At 48.9% G+C, this 18,716-nt stretch carries 18 protein-coding genes and 1 pseudogene; 15 read left to right on the forward strand and 4 right to left on the reverse strand.

Going from position 1 to position 18,716, the window contains the following annotated elements; all coding sequences use genetic code 11:
* Nucleotide 1: 1 nt before the first annotated feature.
* The 8 genes from rsxB to EA26_RS15885 all read left to right on the forward strand — a co-directional run bounded on the left by rsxB (nt 2) and on the right by EA26_RS15885 (nt 7,011).
* The gene (gene rsxB, locus EA26_RS15850; protein ID WP_039429930.1) at nt 2–598 is read left to right on the forward strand and encodes an electron transport complex subunit RsxB; all 597 of its coding nucleotides are present in this window, start codon (nt 2–4) and stop codon (nt 596–598) included.
* 8 nt (nt 599–606) lie between these two features.
* Entirely contained in the window at nt 607–2,868 is a 2,262-nt protein-coding gene (gene rsxC / locus EA26_RS15855) for an electron transport complex subunit RsxC (protein WP_039429933.1), read from the forward strand.
* On the forward strand, nt 2,868–3,935 hold the full coding sequence (rsxD, locus tag EA26_RS15860; RefSeq protein ID WP_039429935.1) for an electron transport complex subunit RsxD: 1,068 nt from the start codon (nt 2,868–2,870) through the stop codon (nt 3,933–3,935). The genes rsxC and rsxD overlap by 1 nt, the downstream gene beginning before the upstream one ends.
* A 13-nt stretch (nt 3,936–3,948) precedes the next feature.
* On the forward strand, nt 3,949–4,587 hold the full coding sequence (rsxG, locus tag EA26_RS15865) for an electron transport complex subunit RsxG (protein ID WP_039429938.1): 639 nt from the start codon (nt 3,949–3,951) through the stop codon (nt 4,585–4,587).
* Entirely contained in the window at nt 4,580–5,272 is a 693-nt protein-coding gene (locus EA26_RS15870; RefSeq protein ID WP_039429940.1) for an electron transport complex subunit E, read from the forward strand. Before rsxG ends, EA26_RS15870 begins: the two co-directional genes overlap by 8 nt.
* Nucleotides 5,273–5,338: 66 nt before the next feature.
* Complete coding sequence (gene nth, locus EA26_RS15875; protein ID WP_039429944.1) at nt 5,339–5,980, forward strand: endonuclease III; 642 nt, start codon at nt 5,339–5,341, stop codon at nt 5,978–5,980.
* Nucleotides 5,981–6,003: 23 nt separating this feature from the next.
* Complete coding sequence (gene gloA / locus EA26_RS15880; RefSeq protein WP_039429946.1) at nt 6,004–6,420, forward strand: lactoylglutathione lyase; 417 nt, start codon at nt 6,004–6,006, stop codon at nt 6,418–6,420.
* A gap of 156 nt (nt 6,421–6,576) precedes the next feature.
* Nucleotides 6,577–7,011 (forward strand): DUF2753 domain-containing protein, encoded by a 435-nt coding sequence (locus tag EA26_RS15885; RefSeq protein WP_039429949.1) that lies wholly within the window; start codon nt 6,577–6,579, stop codon nt 7,009–7,011.
* Nucleotides 7,012–7,013: 2 nt separating this feature from the next.
* Here the strand turns inward: EA26_RS15885 and motY are convergent, their stop codons facing one another.
* Nucleotides 7,014–7,895, reverse strand: a complete 882-nt coding sequence (gene motY, locus EA26_RS15890; RefSeq protein WP_039431602.1) for a flagellar protein MotY — start codon at nt 7,893–7,895, stop codon at nt 7,014–7,016.
* Between the two features lie 197 nt (nt 7,896–8,092).
* On the opposite strand from motY, the gene rnt reads away from it, so the two are divergent.
* A complete protein-coding gene (gene rnt / locus EA26_RS15895; protein ID WP_039429951.1) occupies nt 8,093–8,749 on the forward strand; it encodes a ribonuclease T in 657 nt (218 codons plus the stop codon).
* Nucleotides 8,750–8,770: 21 nt separating this feature from the next.
* Nucleotides 8,771–10,096, forward strand: a complete 1,326-nt coding sequence (locus EA26_RS15900; RefSeq protein WP_039429954.1) for a Na+/H+ antiporter family protein — start codon at nt 8,771–8,773, stop codon at nt 10,094–10,096.
* 67 nt (nt 10,097–10,163) lie between these two features.
* Here EA26_RS15900 and EA26_RS15905 read toward each other — a convergent pair whose 3' ends face one another.
* Both EA26_RS15905 and EA26_RS15910 read right to left on the reverse strand, forming a co-directional pair.
* On the reverse strand, nt 10,164–10,796 hold the full coding sequence (locus EA26_RS15905; protein ID WP_039429957.1) for a DsbA family protein: 633 nt from the start codon (nt 10,794–10,796) through the stop codon (nt 10,164–10,166).
* Nucleotides 10,797–10,915: 119 nt separating this feature from the next.
* Nucleotides 10,916–11,254, reverse strand: a complete 339-nt coding sequence (locus EA26_RS15910) for a Grx4 family monothiol glutaredoxin (protein WP_039429958.1) — start codon at nt 11,252–11,254, stop codon at nt 10,916–10,918.
* Between the two features lie 281 nt (nt 11,255–11,535).
* On the opposite strand from EA26_RS15910, the gene sodB reads away from it, so the two are divergent.
* From sodB to EA26_RS15925, 3 genes are all read left to right on the forward strand, one after another.
* A complete protein-coding gene (sodB, locus tag EA26_RS15915) occupies nt 11,536–12,120 on the forward strand; it encodes a superoxide dismutase [Fe] (RefSeq protein WP_039429962.1) in 585 nt (194 codons plus the stop codon).
* Between the two features lie 124 nt (nt 12,121–12,244).
* Nucleotides 12,245–12,748 (forward strand): VC2046/SO_2500 family protein, encoded by a 504-nt coding sequence (locus EA26_RS15920; protein ID WP_039429964.1) that lies wholly within the window; start codon nt 12,245–12,247, stop codon nt 12,746–12,748.
* A 174-nt stretch (nt 12,749–12,922) separates the two neighbouring features.
* Entirely contained in the window at nt 12,923–13,606 is a 684-nt protein-coding gene (locus EA26_RS15925; RefSeq protein ID WP_039429966.1) for an SDR family oxidoreductase, read from the forward strand.
* A 162-nt stretch (nt 13,607–13,768) separates the two neighbouring features.
* On the opposite strand, the gene adhE is transcribed toward EA26_RS15925, so the two are convergent.
* The gene (adhE, locus tag EA26_RS15930; RefSeq protein WP_039429968.1) at nt 13,769–16,474 is read right to left on the reverse strand and encodes a bifunctional acetaldehyde-CoA/alcohol dehydrogenase; all 2,706 of its coding nucleotides are present in this window, start codon (nt 16,472–16,474) and stop codon (nt 13,769–13,771) included.
* A 661-nt stretch (nt 16,475–17,135) separates the two neighbouring features.
* Here adhE and EA26_RS15935 point away from each other — a divergent pair.
* Nucleotides 17,136–17,774, forward strand: a complete 639-nt coding sequence (locus EA26_RS15935) for a YchE family NAAT transporter (RefSeq protein ID WP_039429970.1) — start codon at nt 17,136–17,138, stop codon at nt 17,772–17,774.
* Between the two features lie 66 nt (nt 17,775–17,840).
* Nucleotides 17,841–18,694, forward strand: a pseudogene (locus tag EA26_RS15940) (ion transporter).
* Nucleotides 18,695–18,716: the final 22 nt, after the last annotated feature.

An 18,716-nucleotide genomic window follows, 5' to 3' on the forward strand; every position in this document is an offset into this window, starting at 1 on the left:
CATGAGTACCATTTTAATCGCGGTTATCGCGATCGCCATTTTGGCGGCGCTGTTTGGCGCCATTCTTGGTTTCGCTTCGATCCGTTTTAAAGTCGAAGCTGACCCCATCGTCGATCAAATCGATGCCATTTTGCCGCAAACTCAATGTGGTCAATGTGGCTACCCTGGTTGTCGACCTTACGCAGAAGCGATCGCCAATGGCGACAGCATCAATAAATGCCCTCCTGGTGGCCAAGCAACCATAGAAAAGCTGGCCGATCTGATGGGCGTTGAGGCTCAAGAGTCGGCTCATGATTTAGAGGGCAAAGTCAAAACCGTGGCCTTCATTCATGAAGACATGTGCATCGGCTGTACTAAGTGTATTCAAGCATGCCCAGTGGATGCGATCGTCGGCGGCACCAAGGCCCTGCATACGGTGATCAAGGATGAATGTACTGGCTGTGATTTATGTGTTGCACCATGTCCAACGGATTGTATTGAGATGATCCCGCTTACAGCCACTCCAGAGAGCTGGAAATGGCAGCTAAATACTATCCCTGTGGTCAACATTACCGAGGCAGATACTCACCGCGCTTCGGACAGCAACAATAACAATTAAGGGGCAGCATGTTGTCTTTGATTGAACAAATTCGTACTGGCGCCCTGTGGGACTTCCCCGGAGGGATTCATCCGGCCGAAAACAAAACCCAATCTAACCAGCAAGAGCTGGTTTTTGCTTCCATCCCGCAAGAAATCGTTCTGCCGCTTAAACAGCACATTGGCAAAGCGGGCAACCTGTTGGTCAACATTGGCGATCGCGTCCTCAAAGGGCAAGCGCTCACTCAGTCAACCACAGGCTTTACTCTGCCAGTGCATGCGTCCACCTCTGGAATTGTCACAGCGATTGAGCCAAGAACCACCGCGCACCCTTCCGGCTTAAGTGAGTTGTGTGTCGTTATTCGCCCAGACGGCCAAGATGCATGGGCACCCAAGCAACCTGTGAGCGATTACACGCAGTGCGATGCGGAAACATTGGTCGATCTCATCCGCATGGCGGGTATTTCCGGTATGGGCGGCGCTGGCTTTCCGACCGCCAAAAAGCTGCAATCTGGGCTGAGTCGTACTGACATTCTGATTGTCAACGCCGCCGAGTGCGAACCTTACATCACCGCAGACGACAAACTGCTGCAAGAGCACGCCGACGAAGTTATCCAAGGTATTGAAATTGTAGAGCATATTTTAAAGCCCCAGCTCACCATCATCGGCATTGAAGACAACAAACCCCTTGCGATCGCGGCGTTAGAAAAAGCCGCCATCAACAAAGATATCGTGATTCGCGTTATCCCGACCAAATACCCTTCTGGCGGCGAAAAACAACTGATCAAAGTGTTGACCAACAAAGAAGTGCCTGCCGGTGGCATTCCTGCCGATATCGGTATTTTGGTACAGAACGTCGGATCACTCTACGCGGTCAAACGAGCGATTGTCGATGGCGAGCCGATGGTCAACCGCGTTGTGACTCTCACGGGTAACACCTTCAAACAGCCACGCAATGTCTGGGCTTTGCTAGGCACACCAGTGCAAGCACTGCTGGACGAGTTTGGCTATCAAGCCGATAAAAAACTGCCGCGCCTGATTATGGGCGGCCCGATGATGGGCTTTAGCCTACCGCACGCGCATGTGCCAATCACCAAAACCTCGAACTGCATTCTCGCGCCAACCCGTCGGGAAATTGAACCATCTCGTTATGAGATGGACTGTATTCGCTGTGGCGCGTGTGCTGAGGCTTGCCCTGCATCGCTTTTGCCTCAGCAGTTGCAATGGCACGCCAAAGCGCAAGAGTACGAAAAGTGCACCGAGCTCAACCTGAAAGATTGTATCGAGTGCGGCGCTTGTGCTTACGTCTGCCCGAGTGAAATCCCACTGGTCAACTACTATCGCCAAGCAAAAGCCGAAATCCGCACTCGCGCTCAAGAAGCTGAAGCCGCCGAGCGTGCTAAACTGCGTTTTGAAGAGAAAAAAGCGCGCCTTGAGCGAGAGAAAGAGGAACGGGAAAACCGCTTTAAGAAAGCGGCTGATGATCGCCGGAAAGAGATGAAATCAACTGGCGGCGATGATGCGATTGCCGCGGCGATTGCACGAGTTAAAGCTCAGAAAGCGCAAGAAAGCCGCTCGCAAACCGAAGTCAAACCTGCCGTTGCCGCCGCGATTGCCAAAGCGAAAGCAAAGCAAGCGCAGGCTTTACAAGCAGGGAAAACCGAACCTGATAATGCCGAAATGGCCAAACTGCGTGAAGAACGTAAGCGCCTCGCTCGCGAGCGTAAAGCGGCCAAAGAAACGCCGCCAAGCGTTGACGATGAGGCCAAGAGTTCCGACTCGAAAGCCGCTGTCGCAGCCGCGATTGCTCGCGCCAAAGCGCGTAAAGCGCAAAGTGAAGAAGCAGTTGTAGCAGCAGAAGCGCAAGACGATCCGAAAAAAGCCGCCGTCGCAGCCGCCATTGCCCGCGCTAAAGCGCGTAAAGCGCAAAGTGAAGAGGCAGTTGCAGCGCCTACAGAAGCAGCCGAAACGCAAGACGATCCGAAAAAAGCCGCTGTCACAGCCGCGATTGCCCGCGCCAAAGCACGTAAAGCGCAAAGTGGAGAGACAGTCGCAGCGCCGGCAGAGCCAGCCGAAGTGCAAGACGATCCGAAAAAAGCCGCCGTCGCAGCCGCGATTGCCCGCGCCAAAGCGCGTAAAGCACAAAGTGAAGAGGCAGTTGCAGCGCCAGCAGAGCCAGCCGAAGTGCAAGACGACCCGAAAAAAGCCGCCGTCGCAGCCGCTATTGCCCGCGCTAAAGCACGCAAAGCACAACAACAAGCAGAAAAGAATCAGTCTGAGGAGAACGAGTAATGTCGTTTTTTATTGCCAGTTCACCACACGCCCATAATCGACGCAGCACGCCTGACCTGATGAAATGGGTCGCGTTGTGTGCCTTGCCTGGCTTGATTGCACAAAGCTACTTTTTCGGCTGGGGCACCTTGATTCAACTGATCATGGCCATCACCCTAGCATTGAGTTTAGAAGCCTTGGTCATGCTGTTGAGAAAGCGTTCACCTGCGCGCGCTTTACGCGATAACAGCGCCCTCGTCACGGCATGGTTACTCGCTGTCGCGATCCCGCCTTTGGCGCCTTGGTGGATCATCGCCATTGGTCTGGTGTTTGCCATCGTGATTGCCAAGCACCTTTATGGCGGCTTGGGACAAAACCCATTCAATCCGGCCATGGTCGCTTACGTGGTTCTGCTTATCTCATTTCCGGTGCAAATGACCAGTTGGAATGAGCCAAGCATGCTGCAAGAGATTAGGCAAACCGTTGGCCGCGAAGCTACCACTTTTGGCGATACACTTTCCCTTATTTTTAGTGGTTTGACGCTTGATGGCTCTTCACTCCAGCAAGTGCGTGCAGGCATCGATGGCATCACCACAGCGACGCCACTGGATGCTTTCAAAACTGGGTTACGCGCTGGTGCGACACCCTCAGAGATTCTTCAACAGCCGATCTTTGAAGGCTTGGCAGGGCTGGGCTGGCAGTGGGTAAACCTCGCCTATCTGCTCGGCGGCTTGGTGCTTATCAAACAAAGAATTATCCAATGGCACATTCCAGCAGGGTTTCTTGGCGCATTAGCGGTACTCAGCAGTCTATTTGCGCTGTTTGCGCCTGGCGAAACTGCTTCTCCAGTCCTTCACCTGCTCTCGGGCGCAACCATGCTCGGCGCGTTTTTTATTGCCACCGACCCGGTGTCTGCATCCACCACGGTGAAAGGTCGATTGATCTTTGGCGCCATCATCGGCACCTTGGTTTTCGTGATTCGCAGCTGGGGCGGATACCCTGATGGTGTCGCCTTTGCCGTTCTGTTAGCCAATATGTGTGTACCGTTGATCGACTACTACACCAAACCGCGAACTTACGGACATTAAACAGGAAAAGTGCATGATTAACGCCATTCGTCACAACGGATTAACGCTCGCTATTTTTGCCTGTGTCACCACAGGTTTGGTGGCCGTTACCCAATATTTCACCAAAGATCAGATCAAGCGCCAAGAGCAAGCGCAGCTCTCTTCAGTGCTCAATCAGGTGATTCCCAAACAGATGCACGATAATCTGCTGTTTGAATCCTGTATTTTGCTCACCAATCCAGCTCTTGGCACCGATAAAGCCATGCCCGCTTACCTCGCGACCTTGAACGGTGAACCAACCGCGATCGCGATTGAATCCATCGCTCCAGATGGCTATAACGGCGCGATTAAAATCATCACAGGCATTGATAACACAGGCACGGTTTTGGCAACTCGCGTTCTCAGCCATCAAGAAACACCCGGATTGGGTGATAAGATTGACTTGCGTGTGAGCGACTGGATCAGCAGTTTTTCCGGTAAGCAACTCAATGAAAGCAACTATGACCGTTGGAAGGTGCGCAAAGATGGCGGCGATTTCGACCAATTTACTGGCGCGACCATCACACCCCGTGCCGTTGTAAAAGCGGTGCGTAATACGGTAGAGTTTGTCAACGCTAATCGCCAGCAACTTCTGACTCAGCCATTAAACTGTGGAGAGAACAGCCATGAGTGAACATAAAACTTTGCTGAAAAACGGCATGTGGAGCAATAACCCCGCTCTGGTTCAACTGCTCGGGTTATGCCCACTGCTTGCCGTCTCCTCAACCGTCACCAATGCGCTTGGCCTCGGTATTGCTACCTTACTGGTGTTGGTTGGCTCAAACGTCAGTGTCTCTTTGATCCGCAATCATGTCCCGAAAGAGATCCGCATCCCCGTGTTCGTTATGATCATCGCGTCTTTAGTAAGCTGCGTACAATTGCTGATGAATGCCTATGCTTACGGGCTCTATCTCTCTCTCGGTATTTTCATTCCTCTGATCGTCACCAACTGCATCATCATCGGCCGAGCAGAAGCGTATGCCTCTAAAAATGAGGTATTGCCCGCAGCATTAGACGGCTTTTGGATGGGGATGGGCATGACCAGCGTTTTGGTCGTGCTCGGCGCGATGCGTGAAGTTCTCGGCAACGGGACACTCTTTGATGGCGCCGATTTATTACTGGGAGATTGGGCTGCCGCACTGCGTATAGAAATATTCCATTTTGACACCAGCTTTTTATTAGCCTTGTTGCCACCGGGTGCATTTATTGGCGTCGGCTTTTTGATTGCCCTGAAAAACGTGATTGATGCCAATCTCAAAGCACGTCAGCCTCAACAAGAAAAGCCGGCAATCGAGCGCGCACGCGTCACTAACGCCTAATCGGTTTTATCGGCTTAGCGGCCATTATAATTATCCTAGCGCTAAGCCTTTCCCTTGGAAGTCAGCATGAACAAAGAAAAACGAATTCAAATCTTGCAGCGTTTGCGCGAGCACAATCCCAACCCACAAACGGAGCTCAATTGGAATTCACCGTTTGAACTGCTTATCGCGGTGCTGCTCTCAGCCCAAGCGACGGATGTGAGCGTCAACAAAGCCACGGACAAACTTTTCCCGGTGGCGAATACCCCGCAAAGCATCTTAGATTTAGGGGTCGACGGCCTGAAAGAGTACATCAAAACCATCGGCCTGTTTAACTCGAAAGCAGAAAACACCATTAAAACCTGCCAGATTCTGCTGGAAAAACACGGCGGTGAAGTGCCGGAAGACCGAGCAGCACTCGAAGCTTTACCGGGCGTTGGGCGAAAAACGGCTAATGTGGTGCTCAATACTGCGTTTGGCTGGCCAACGATTGCCGTTGATACACACATTTTTCGTGTATCTAACCGCACCAAGTTTGCCATCGGTAAAAATGTGGATGAAGTAGAGCAAAAGCTGCTGAAAGTGGTGCCCAAGGAATTTAAACTTGATGTCCATCACTGGTTGATTCTCCACGGCCGCTATACCTGTATCGCCAGAAAGCCGCGTTGTGGGAGCTGTATTATAGAAGACCTTTGTGAGTTCAAAGAGAAGGTCTACCCAGATAACTAAGTTCGATTGATTAGGAGCAAACAATGTCAAATGGTCGCATTTTACACACCATGCTACGCGTGGGGGATTTAGACAAATCTATTCAGTTTTATACCGAAGTCATGGGTATGCAACTGCTGCGCAAGAACGAGAACAAGGAATACGAGTACACCTTGGCTTTCCTTGGTTACGGTGACGAGTCACAAGGCGCAGTGATCGAATTGACGCATAACTGGGGCACGTCTGAATACGATCTCGGCACCGCGTTCGGCCATATTGCGATTGGTGTTGATGATATTTACACCACTTGTGATGCCATCAAAGCGGCAGGCGGCAACGTCACGCGCGAACCGGGACCGGTAAAAGGCGGCACAACGCACATCGCGTTTGTCAAAGATCCCGATGGCTACATGATTGAGCTGATTCAGAACAAACAAGCATCTGCAGGATTGGAAGGCTAAGCCGGACATTCTGAGGGGTGATAACCACCGTCTGACACACTGAGTGATGTGAGAGAGGAAGCCAAGCGCTTCCTCTTTTTTGTTTCATTGACGCCGCTTTACATGAGAATTATTTTCATTTAGATTAATGAGAGTTTGGCTAAGTGGAAGAAAAGCATGATAAACGAGTGGGAAAAACACACCTTATTGGCAGACACTGCACTGCAACTCGACGATCCAATTCGCAGTATTCTGCACTACCAACAAGCCTTGGCACTGAGTGACGAGATAGCCAATAGCGTTGAGATTGAAGCCGATGATAAGATCTTAATTTCGGTTATCTCTTGTCATAATCTGGCGCAATTCTGGCGTTGGGCTGGTGACACCGAGTATGAACTCAAGTACTTGCAGCTCGCTTCAGAAAAAGTGCTGACCTTGATCCCGCAGTGCCCACAGCATCAATGCGAGAACTTTATTGATTCCATCGGCTGTTGTAAAAAAGCGCTGTTTGATTTCCTAAAACGTCACCCAAACCCAAAAATTGCGCAGTTGGTAGAGAAGATCGATACCGCAACCCAATGCGAAATTATCGCCAAATTTAGGCTCAACTGAACTTATACCTCGGTCCTGCCTAGCGAAATAACGACGCGGCGGTTCTTATCTTTGCCGATTGGCGTCGCGTTGTCGGCAATTGGGCGACGTTTGCCAAAGCCTTGTACTTGAATGCGATCTTCTGTCAGCCCCAGCGCTTTGAAGTACTCCCGCAGCGATTCCGCTCTGCGCTCAGAAAGGTTCTGACTCAGGCTAGTGCCATCCGTCGAATCGGTGTAAGTGGAGACTAACACCAGATCAATATCGGTGTTGTAGCGCACGTATTCAGCGATTTGCGAAAGGCGTTTTTGCGACGCTTTGGTCAGTTTGTCGCCGTTACGCTCGTAATGCAGAATGGTGAAGGAGATATCTTCAAAACTGTACGGCAGTAAGTTAGCGATGCAGTCGCTAAACGCATTGTATTTTTGCTGAAACAGCACCGCCGAAAGCACCACTTCAATGCGCTGATTGCGGCTTTGCCAATCTTGATAGCTGAATGTCGGATAACGCCCTTTCTCCAGCTCGGTCAAAATACCCCAAGCGGTCTGACCGCCCACATAACCATCAAACTGCTTAAAGAATTTGAGCGTAGTTAGGCGATCGGCGCGCTCTCCGGGTCGCCAAGGTGGCGGCATCGAAATCAAGCTGACATTACGCGTTTCGCCCATCGGGCGGCGCATTTTCAGCTCAAAATCGAGCACGATTTTTTTGCTGGCACGCGAAGAAAACTCCGCGTCGCCAAAGTTCGGAATGGGATGCACCAAGCGACATTCCAGCGGCGAGTTGACCACCATCTCCCACTGAGATTGTTGCGGCGTGGCCACATAACGTTTGTCCATCGCCATCGTGGAGACAGAGGCAAAAGTGGTTAGCACTAAACTACTGGTTACAAGCCACATTTTCATTATCGGCAACATCTCTTCAATCATCTGCACGCTCTGGCAAGTTTGCCAACGCACATTACCCAACTTCATTTCGAAATTTACATGCAAAAATCTAGCCATCAAACCCGTAAACTTTTGCCGTTTTCTCTTTCTGTAGCGTTTTTTTCGCCGTCATAATCTGCAATAATGCCGTCTTTGTCACACAAATAAATAGAAACATGACTGTAGAAAACACAGCACAGACCCTAAAAAAACGTTTTCGCGGCTATTTCCCTGTCGTCGTAGACGTTGAAACTGCCGGGTTTAATGCAAAAACTGATGCACTTTTGGAAATTTGCGCCATCACGTTGAAAATGAATGAACATGGCGATCTTCACCCCGCATCAACCATTCACTTTCATGTCGAACCATTCGAAGGGGCCAATATAGAAAAGGAAGCCTTAGAATTTAATGGCATCCGCGACCCTTTTAGCCCGCTACGCGGCGCTGTGACTGAACAGGAAGCACTCAAAGAGATCTACAAACTGATCCGCAAAGAGCAAAAAGCGGCAGACTGTGGCCGCGCCATCATGGTGGCACACAATGCCGCATTTGACCTCAGCTTTGTCAACGCTGCCAACGAGCGCTGCAAGCTAAAACGTATCCCTTTCCATCCCTTTGCCACCTTTGATACTGCCACTTTAAGTGGTTTGGCTTATGGCCAAACGGTGTTAGCCAAAGCGTGTAAAACCGCGGGGATGGAATTTGATAATCGTGAGGCGCACTCTGCCCTATACGATACCGAGAAAACCGCAGAGCTATTTTGCGGCATTGTCAATAAGTGGAAAGCGTTAGGTGGCTGGCCGCTTGTCGATGATGAAGACAATAATAAGTAAACACAACTTCCTGAGAAAACTATGAATCCTGTTGTTATTTCTGTTTGCGTCATGCTGATTTTGGCATTGATGCGAGTGAACGTGGTGGTCGCCCTCACGTTCAGTGCCATCGTAGGTGGCTTGGTGGCTGGCATGGATCTCGGCGATACCATTGCCGCGTTTGAGAGCGGCCTTGGTGGCGGCGCAACCATTGCCTTGAGTTATGCCATGCTAGGTACTTTTGCGGTGGCGATTTCCAAATCAGGCATCACCGATCTTTTGGCGCAAAGCGTCATCAAACGCCTCAACGGTAAAGACAGCGCCGCTTCAACCACCGGCCTCAAATATGCCGTGCTCGTGGCGCTAGTGCTGGTGACTATGTCATCGCAAAACGTTATCCCTGTGCATATCGCCTTTATCCCCATTTTGATTCCACCTCTGCTGGGCGTTTTTGCCAAACTAAAACTAGACCGTCGTCTTATCGCGTGCGTGCTAACGTTTGGTCTCATCACCCCATACATGGTGTTACCCGTTGGCTTTGGCGGCATTTTCCTCAACAACATTCTGCTGAAAAATCTGCACGACAACGGCCTAGACAATGTCGTTGCCAGCCAAGTCCCTACCGCGATGCTCTTGCCTGGTGCAGGAATGGTTTGCGGCTTATTGATTGCGATTTTCTTTAGCTACCGTAAGCCTCGCGAATACGCAGAGACTGAACTCACTGTCGTGCACGATGAAACGCAAGGGCTGAACAAGCAACATATTCTGGTTGCCGCCGTTGGTATCATCGCCGCGCTGAGCGTTCAGCTTTACACCGGTTCAATGATCATCGGTGCGCTCGCTGGCTTCATGGTGTTTACCTTTGGTGGCGTGATTGCGTGGAAAGAAACGCACGATGTGTTTACCAAAGGTGTACACATGATGGCGATGATCGGTTTCATTATGATCGCTGCGGCAGGTTTTGCTGCGGTAATGAAGCAGACTGGCGGCGTAGAAACTTTGGTAGAGTCACTCTCGACTAGCATTGGTGACAACAAAGCGCTGGCCGCGCTGCTGATGTTGATTGTAGGCTTGCTGGTCACCATGGGCATTGGGTCTTCGTTCTCTACTATCCCAATTCTGGCCACCATTTACGTGCCACTGGCGATCGCTTTTGGCTTCTCACCGATGGCAACCATCGCTTTAGTGGGCACTGCAGCAGCACTTGGTGATGCAGGCTCACCGGCTTCGGACTCTACTTTAGGTCCAACGTCTGGCCTCAATGCCGACGGTCAACATGAACACATTTGGGAAACCGTTGTCCCTACATTTATCCACTACAACGTTCCACTGATCATTTTTGGCTGGATCGCCGCGATGATTCTGTAGTGATAGAACATCCATCAACAACAAAGCCGCTCAATGAGCGGCTTTGTTTTAACTGGCATCCTGATCACTACGACTGCGCAGGCATCGTTTGTAAAATGCGTTCGCGGATCTGCTTAAGCGTCGATTCTGATGAAAGGTAATCCACCTCGATCGGGAAATAGGCATCGTTGATTTGCAGCACTAAACTCGGATAGGAGTTCACACCCAAACTGCTCGCGAAACTCAATTGATCCTGAAAAACTCCCTCAAGAAACGCCCCATTCACATCATGCTCAAACTGTGACACATTCAGCCCAAGCTCCTTTGCCAATTGGCGGTGCGTCGCCTCCTCATGCGGTGGCATAGCGCGCAGATAATACGCTTGTTGGATAGCATCAAGCATCGCTTCGTAGCTGTCTTGAAATCCTGCTGCGATTAGCGCTCGGCACGCTTGATAAGTGCTGCGCACGGGTGTGCACTTGGTCCAAAAATCATAGTTAAAACGGGTACCGAGCTGACGCTCAATCTGATGCCAAATCCCTTCTATCTTTTGCTGCATTTCTGGTGGCATCGGCAGGGTCGAATCAGGAGCAAGCCCCCCGACCACATATTCAAACTGAATTACCCCCGGCAACTGCTGTTTTAGTTTGTCCAAGGTGGGTTTGTAACCCCAACACCAACTGCACATAGGATCATGGACGTAATATAGTTTGATTTTCATTCTACCCACTCAAAAAAGAAAAAGGAGCCAAATAGCAGCTCCTTTGTATTCTATACGTGATTGCTCATCACCACTACTCTGACACCACGTCATCCATGGGAGAGCAAAGCAGAGCGAGATTACTCCGCTTCGTTGCTCGCAGCGCGTGCCGCGGCTTCTTTGATCAATGGCTGAAGTTCGCCTTTTTGGAACATCTCGATCACGATGTCGCAACCGCCGATCAATTCACCTTCAACCCAAAGCTGTGGGAACGTTGGCCATTGTGCGTAGCTTGGTAGCTCGGCGCGGATGTCAGGATTCTGCAGAATGTCCACATAAGCGAACTTTTCACCACAAGCCATCAGAGCTTGAGCTGCTTGAGAGGAGAAACCACAGCTTGGTAGCTTTGGAGAACCTTTCATGTAAAGAAGGATTGGGTTTTCTGCGATTTGCTGTTTGATTTTATCGATAGTTTCCATTGCTTCCTCTAGATGGAGTTACTGCAAATAATCGCGACATTTTACCTTATTACTCAAGAATAAAAAGCACATAAAAATTAGGGCTATAATCAGGGGCGCGATGACAAAGAAATTTCATATAGAAATTGTCACTTAGCCCTTTTAATAAAGTAAAAACTTGCTAAACTATAGCGCAAGTCAGTCATAAAGACATTCAACCATGCCAAAGCAGGTTGAAAATCGGATAAATAACACTGGAAGCAATCGAAGGTTACCCCTTCAAATAGATGGAGAATCGAGCAATGGCATTTGAACTACCCGCTCTTCCTTACGCAAAAGACGCTCTTGAGCCACACATCTCTGCAGAAACTCTTGAGTTCCACCACGGTAAACACCACAACACTTACGTTGTAAAACTGAATGGCCTAATCCCAGGCACTGAGTTTGAAGGCAAATCTCTAGAAGAGATCATCAAAACTTCAACTGGCGGTATCTTCAACAACGCAGCACAAGTTTGGAACCATACTTTCTACTGGCACTGCCTTGCGCCAAATGCGGGCGGCGAGCCAACAGGTGCCGTTGCTGATGCAATCAACGCAGCATTTGGTTCTTTCGAAGAGTTCAAAGCAAAATTCACTGACTCAGCTATCAACAACTTCGGTTCTTCTTGGACTTGGTTGGTGAAAAAGGCTGACGGTTCTCTAGCCATCGTTAACACCTCAAACGCAGCAACACCGATCACTGAAGAAGGTGTGACGCCACTGCTAACCGTTGACCTATGGGAACACGCTTACTACATCGACTACCGCAACCTACGTCCAGATTACATGAACGGCTTCTGGGCTCTGGTCAACTGGGAATTCGTTGCAGCGAACCTAGCGAAATAATTCGCGACACCTTAAGTTCAATTTAGTCACTAATTCAAACCCGCTCATCTTAGCGGGTTTTCTTTTATTTTACCTAAAGTTACCTATGTTGCTGCCGCTATAAAAACATCAGGCGGAGGGCATAATGCAAATACATACTTTAGACAAAGCGGGCATCATCAACGAGCTTCAGTTTGGCACAGGAATTAACCACGCCATTCATGATGGTCGTCGTGCCGATTTCGCTTTGCTGCTATCGATGTTTTCCAATGATGCACGCCACATAACGCCTGTAGAAGAAACGGACTCGCAACCGGTCACGGAGCAAATTCTGCGTCAACAATTTGCTTTAAGCGAGCCGCAGAAACTGAGAAGCGATCAATCCAGCTACACTATTTCAGCGGAGCAAGCAAAGCAGTTTCACCGCGCGGGGCTCGCCTCAAGCAAACTCAGCCACTACCTTATCGCCGACGCGCTCGCCTATATGCCAGAGGAGACTTTCGATCTCCCGGAAGAGGTGTATCAAAACCTTTCCGGCCATGAAAGACGCCAGCTAGCGCAGCCAAACACTCCACTCCTACCTGAAGCCGGGCTGTATAATCAGCTGTCAACCGCCTGGGCCAAAGCCCGATTGAGCGCATCAGTCTAGACTTTAACTTATTGAATATTAATGCGTTGCACTACAAGTACTGACTAAAGTGTGACTTTTTACATACTTTGGCATTCTGCTTGACTCAGATAGTCATTAGTTTGACGTTATTCACACTGAAAAGCCCCATTTTCTCCCAAGATGAAAGTACCGCTAACACATGGAGTCGGGGAAATGGAAATTAAGCACGCGCTAATCTTGGTAACGAATGCAGGCTCTCTGCTCGGCCGAACCATCGCCCTACACTTTGCCAAGCTCGGCGCGACCATCATTCTGAGCGACCAAAATAAAGCGCAGTTGGCTGAAACACAGAAAATGTTAGCGACGATTACCGACAAAGCCTGTTCTATTGCCATCTGTGATGACCAAACCGAAACCATTCAGCGCCTTTTTGCCGAGATAGAACAGCAGTTTGCGCAAGTTCCCGATGTGCTCGTCAACTGCTGGACTTCGCTCCCTCTCCCGTCTTTAACCGGTCATGCCGCCGATGGTGGTTTCGTCGAACAACTCTCCTCCACCGCGGGTGCGCTGTATCGCTTTGGTCAGGTTTGCGCCGAACGTATGCGGCAAACAGAAACGAAAGGCGTGATCGTCAATGTTATCACTCACGCCGATTATCAAAACTTTTCTGGCGTGGAAAGTGTCACCTCGCTCGTTTCTGGCTTTACCCACAGTTGGGCCAAAGAGCTCACCCCTTTCAATATTCGCGTCGGTGGTGTTATCCCGGCTCTGTCGCACACACAAAATCACGTTGATGAATCACACTGGGCGCAAGTGCAAGACGAACTCATCCGCAATACAGAGTACATTGTCGCCAACGAGTACTTTAGCGGACGGGTAGTCAGCGCCGAGGTTTGACCACCATCCTCACTTTTACCGCGAACCTTATGTACAATCCCAACGCCTTTCATGTTGATGGATAGGTAAAAAAAGCCCCTATCTTTCGATAGGGGCTTTGCTCTTTTCCCGATTTTTTAGGTTTCGTGCTAGCGAAAACCTATCTCAAAACGTCCGTCTTACTTAGGCGTCCGCTTTTTCTTTCTTTGCTTTAGCCACTTCAACTTTAGCGGCTTCTTGGTCTGCTTTCTTCTTGATTACGGTGGTACCTTCGAAAGTTTCACCTTCAACGAAAGCTTTACCGTAGTAAGAAGCAAGTAGTACTTCTTTCAGCTCAGCGATGAGTGGGTAGCGTGGGTTCGCACCAGTGCACTGGTCATCGAACGCTTCTACTGCAAGTTCATCCACTTTCGCTAGGAAGTCAGCTTCAGCAACGCCAGCTGCTTGGATAGACATTGGGATGTCTAGGTCACCTTTCAGCTCATCCAACCATGCAAGTAGACGTTCAATCTTCTGCGCAGTGCGGTCACCAGCTTGGCTTAGGCCTAGGTGGTCAGCAACTTCAGCGTAACGACGACGTGCTTGTGGACGGTCGTATTGAGAGAACGCAGTTTGCTTAGTTGGGTTATCGTTCGCGTTGTAACGTACCACGTTAGAGATCAGAAGTGCGTTCGCCAAACCGTGTGGTAGGTGGAACTCAGCACCGATCTTGTGCGCCATAGAGTGACATACACCTAGGAACGCGTTGGCGAATGCGATACCAGCGATAGTCGCTGCGTTGTGTACTTTCTCACGAGCGATTGGGTCTTTTGCACCGTTCGCATAGCTTGAAGGTAGGTACTCTTTTAGCATCTTCAGAGCTTGTAGAGCCTGACCGTCAGAGTATTCGTTCGCTAGAACTGATACGTAAGCTTCTAGCGCGTGAGTCACTGCATCGTAACCACCGAATGCGGTTAGAGACTTAGGCATGTTCATCACTAGGTTCGCATCTACGATTGCCATTTGAGGAGTCAATTCGTAGTCTGCTAGTGGGTACTTAGCACCAGTCTTGTCGTCAGTAACAACCGCGAATGGTGTCACTTCTGAACCTGTACCTGAAGTGGTAGTGATACAGACAAGCTCAGCTTTCTTACCCATTTTAGGGAACTTGTAGATACGTTTACGGATATCCATAAAGCGCATTGCAAGTTCTTCGAAGTGAGTTTCTGGGTGCTCGTACATTACCCACATGATCTTCGCCGCATCCATTGGTGAACCACCACCTAGCGCGAGAATCACATCTGGCTGGAAGCTTTGCATTGCAGCTGCGCCTTTCTCTACAACAGATAGCGTTGGGTCAGCTTCAACATCAAAGAATGTTTGAACTTCCATGCCTTGAGCTTTAAGAAGTTGTACTACGTCATCTGCGTAACCGTTGTTGAATAGGAAACGGTCAGTTACTAGGAATGCGCGTTTCTTACCTTCTAGGTCGCTTAGTGCGATTGGAAGGCTACCACGACGGAAGTAGATTGACTTAGGTAGTTTGTGCCACAACATGTTTTCAGCTCGCTTCGCAACAGTTTTCTTGTTGATTAGGTGCTTAGGACCTACGTTCTCAGAGATAGAGTTACCACCCCATGAACCACAACCAAGAGTTAGAGATGGTGCAACGTTAAAGTTGTAAAGGTCACCGATACCACCGTGAGTAGTTGGGATGTTTACAAGGATACGTGCAGTCTTCAGTTTGTCACCGAAGTAACGAATACGGTCTGCGTTTACGTCTTGGTTAGTGTATAGGCCAGAAGTATGACCGATACCGCCAATCTCAACCATAGTTACTGCTTGAGCAACTGCGTCCTCGAAGTTGTCCGCACGGAATAGACCTAGAGTTGGAGACAGTTTCTCATGAGCGAATTCGTCATCGTAAGAGACTTTGCCCAGACCTTCACCCACCAGCACTTTAGTATCCGCAGGTACTTTAACACCCGCCATTTCAGCAATAGCAGCGGCTGGTTGGCCTACGATTTTCGCGTTCAGTGCGCCATCGATTAACAGTACTTTACGTACTTTTTCTGCTTCTGCTTTGCTTAAAACGTAAGCTTTGTGAGAAGCAAAACGCGCTTTCACTTCGTCATATACTTCGTCAACAACGATCGCTGCTTGCTCAGAAGCACACACTACACCGTTATCGAACGTTTTAGACATCAGGATAGAAGCCACTGCACGTTTGATGTCAGCAGTTTCATCGATAACAACAGGAACGTTACCTGCACCTACACCGATTGCTGGTTTACCAGAAGAGTAAGCCGCTTTCACCATGCCTGGACCACCAGTTGCAAGGATAAGTGCAATACCATCGTGCTTCATCAGTGCGTTTGAAAGCTCAACTGAAGGTTGGTCGATCCAACCGATGATGTCTTTTGGTGCGCCAGCGGCAACAGCAGCATCCAAAACCAGTTTCGCAGCTGCGTTGGTTGAATTCTTTGCACGTGGGTGTGGAGAGAAGATGATACCGTTACGAGTTTTCAACGAGATCAGAGATTTGAAGATCGCGGTTGAAGTCGGGTTAGTGGTTGGAACGATACCGCAGATGATACCTACAGGTTCAGCGATAGTCATTGTACCTAGGTTGTCATCTTCCTCGAGGATGCCACAGGTTTTCTCATCCTTGTATTTGTTGTAGATGAATTCAGACGCAAAGTGGTTCTTGATTACTTTATCTTCAACAATACCCATACCAGATTCTTCAACCGCCATTTGCGCTAGCGGGATACGCGCTTGGTTTGCAGCAAGAGAAGCAGCACGGAAGATCTTGTCGACTTGCTCTTGAGAGAAAGTAGCGAACTCTTCTTGTGCTTTCTTAACGCGTGCAATCATCGCATCTAGTTCAGCCATATTAGTTACAGGCATAGGGATTCTCCTAAATTAACAAATATTAAAAACTTTTTAGTAAGGCGACTTGTTGGTTGTTTTGATTGTCTATCAGTAACTTACTTAACAACCGTCTTAGTAAATTGCTTTCAGGACTGAGTATAATATTTCAGAGTGTGAAAATAATTGACTTGGATCAGTTCTCACTCGCGAAATCCCTCAAAAGTGGTACCTTATCGCTCAAAATAAAACTAACCAATTGATTTAAAAATAAATAAAATCAACTTAACCACTGAGCAAAAAAGAAGCAATCGAACCAAACAACTAAAAAAGCCACAATAATTTGTAAAAAAGTTTCATTTTTAGTCCACAAAATTACATGTGAACCCCAAATCTTGTGCTACTGAGAGTATATCTAAGCCCAATTATCTCTCCACATCGTGACGTTTTTTTTATCTGTTTTGTGTGGATGTTAACGTTTATGCACGAATCCCAACTCGGACCCACACAAAATGAAACATCTCAACATTTGGATTTACATATGTGCACAGTTGCTCTCCTTCCGTTAACCCAGTTAACTGGTCAACCGGATGAGCTCGGATAAGATTAGTCTAACCGCACGCAAAAGGCGTTTTTTCTCTCGTCAATTCTTAGCATCTTTTCTAGAATATAAGCTCCTGTCCCTCTGTATGAATTCGTCATGTCAAACTTCGAAATCGCTATTTTTCTGCAATTTTTCCTAGGCTTAGTTGCTGCAGTCAATCCGGTGGGCATCATGCCTGTTTTTGTCTCTCTAACAGGGCACATGACGCCGGAAGAAAAACACAAAACGGCACTGACTGCGAACATCGCAGTGGCAGTGATCTTGGTGGTATCACTGCTTGCAGGTCAAATGCTGCTGGATATGTTTAGCATCTCTCTCGATTCGTTTCGTGTCGCGGGGGGATTGTTGCTGCTCAGTATTGCCTTCTCAATGATGAGCGGTAAACTCGGTGAAGATAAACAGAACAAGCAAGAACAATCCGAATACGTCAGCCGCGAGCAGATCGGTGTTGTACCACTTGCCATGCCTTTAATGGCGGGGCCTGGTGCAATAAGCTCAACGATTGTCTATGGCGCTCGTTACCCCAGTATGTTCGACACTGTGGGTATCGTCATCACTGTCGCCATATTCAGTTTTTGCTCTTGGCTGCTGTTCCGCTCTGCACCACTTATCGTGCGCTTCCTTGGTCAAACGGGCATTAACGTCATCACGCGGATTATGGGCCTGATCCTTGGCGCACTCGGCATTGAATTTATTGCCAATGGCTTGCGAAATCTTTTCCCCGGATTAGCCTGATTTTCGCTTTAAGGTTATGATGTGGCTACGATACTGTTTAATAGCCACATCATTTTCAGCCGCATCATGTCTCAAGAAACGTTAAAAAACCGTCTGTACGTTATCATCTTTGGCACTCACACTCCTGCGGGCAAAGCTTTTGATATTGCTCTCATTATTGCCATTCTCAGTTCACTGTCAGTGCTGGTATTAGAGTCCATTCCTACCGTTCGCGCTTCTTGGTCAACAGAGCTACGTTATTTCGAATACGGCTTTACCGCGCTTTTTACCATTGAGTACTTGTTGCGTCTCTACTGCTCACCCAAACCCGTCGCCTATGCGAAGAGCTTTTACGGCGTGGTCGATCTGCTGGCCATTTTGCCAACCTACCTTGTGTTGCTGTTCCCTTCTGCTACGTTTATGGGCGTGATTCGGCTGCTGCGAGTCATGCGTATTTTCCGCATCCTTAAGTTGGTACGCTATTTACAGGAGTCCAACGTGCTCCTGCGTTCGCTTTTGATGGCACGACGAAAAATCCTGATTTTTTCAGCACGGTAGCAATATTGGTGACTATTTTCGGCGCGCTAATTTACGTCCTTGAAGGACCAGAACACGGGTTTACCAGTATTCCCAAAAGTATCTATTGGGCGATTGTGACCATTACCACCGTCGGGTACGGTGACTTAGTGCCGGAAACTGATTTTGGCAAAGCAATCGCCTCACTGACCATGCTAATGGGCTATTCGATTCTCGCTGTACCAACCGGGATCATTACGGCTGAACTGAGCCAAGAAATGAACTCACACCGTCAACTGGTAAAATGCCCAAATTGTTCGCGCTCTGGGCATGAGTCCGATGCACTCTATTGCAAACATTGTGGCAGCGAACTGGCCGATCCTGACAAACGTGTCGTCGCAAGTGAGATAAAAAAAGCGCCGTGAACACGGCGCTTAGAATGTGGAA

It is taken from the genome of Vibrio navarrensis (assembly GCF_000764325.1).
Taxonomy (GTDB): Bacteria; Pseudomonadota; Gammaproteobacteria; order Enterobacterales; family Vibrionaceae; genus Vibrio; species Vibrio navarrensis.

Bases quoted from the DNA above. Each gene is read 5' to 3' on its own strand.
- rsxB (WP_039429930.1), top strand. From the start codon at position 2: ATGAGTACCATTTTAATCGCGGTTATCGCGATCGCCATTTTGGCGGCG.
- rsxC (WP_039429933.1), top strand. From the start codon at position 607: ATGTTGTCTTTGATTGAACAAATTCGTACTGGCGCCCTGTGGGACTTC.
- rsxD (WP_039429935.1), top strand. From the start codon at position 2,868: ATGTCGTTTTTTATTGCCAGTTCACCACACGCCCATAATCGACGCAGC.
- rsxG (WP_039429938.1), top strand. From the start codon at position 3,949: ATGATTAACGCCATTCGTCACAACGGATTAACGCTCGCTATTTTTGCC.
- EA26_RS15870 (WP_039429940.1), top strand. From the start codon at position 4,580: ATGAGTGAACATAAAACTTTGCTGAAAAACGGCATGTGGAGCAATAAC.
- nth (WP_039429944.1), top strand. From the start codon at position 5,339: ATGAACAAAGAAAAACGAATTCAAATCTTGCAGCGTTTGCGCGAGCAC.
- gloA (WP_039429946.1), top strand. From the start codon at position 6,004: ATGTCAAATGGTCGCATTTTACACACCATGCTACGCGTGGGGGATTTA.
- EA26_RS15885 (WP_039429949.1), top strand. From the start codon at position 6,577: ATGATAAACGAGTGGGAAAAACACACCTTATTGGCAGACACTGCACTG.
- motY (WP_039431602.1), bottom strand. From the start codon at position 7,895: ATGAAAATGTGGCTTGTAACCAGTAGTTTAGTGCTAACCACTTTTGCC.
- rnt (WP_039429951.1), top strand. From the start codon at position 8,093: ATGACTGTAGAAAACACAGCACAGACCCTAAAAAAACGTTTTCGCGGC.
- EA26_RS15900 (WP_039429954.1), top strand. From the start codon at position 8,771: ATGAATCCTGTTGTTATTTCTGTTTGCGTCATGCTGATTTTGGCATTG.
- EA26_RS15905 (WP_039429957.1), bottom strand. From the start codon at position 10,796: ATGAAAATCAAACTATATTACGTCCATGATCCTATGTGCAGTTGGTGT.
- EA26_RS15910 (WP_039429958.1), bottom strand. From the start codon at position 11,254: ATGGAAACTATCGATAAAATCAAACAGCAAATCGCAGAAAACCCAATC.
- sodB (WP_039429962.1), top strand. From the start codon at position 11,536: ATGGCATTTGAACTACCCGCTCTTCCTTACGCAAAAGACGCTCTTGAG.
- EA26_RS15920 (WP_039429964.1), top strand. From the start codon at position 12,245: ATGCAAATACATACTTTAGACAAAGCGGGCATCATCAACGAGCTTCAG.
- EA26_RS15925 (WP_039429966.1), top strand. From the start codon at position 12,923: ATGGAAATTAAGCACGCGCTAATCTTGGTAACGAATGCAGGCTCTCTG.
- adhE (WP_039429968.1), bottom strand. From the start codon at position 16,474: ATGCCTGTAACTAATATGGCTGAACTAGATGCGATGATTGCACGCGTT.
- EA26_RS15935 (WP_039429970.1), top strand. From the start codon at position 17,136: ATGTCAAACTTCGAAATCGCTATTTTTCTGCAATTTTTCCTAGGCTTA.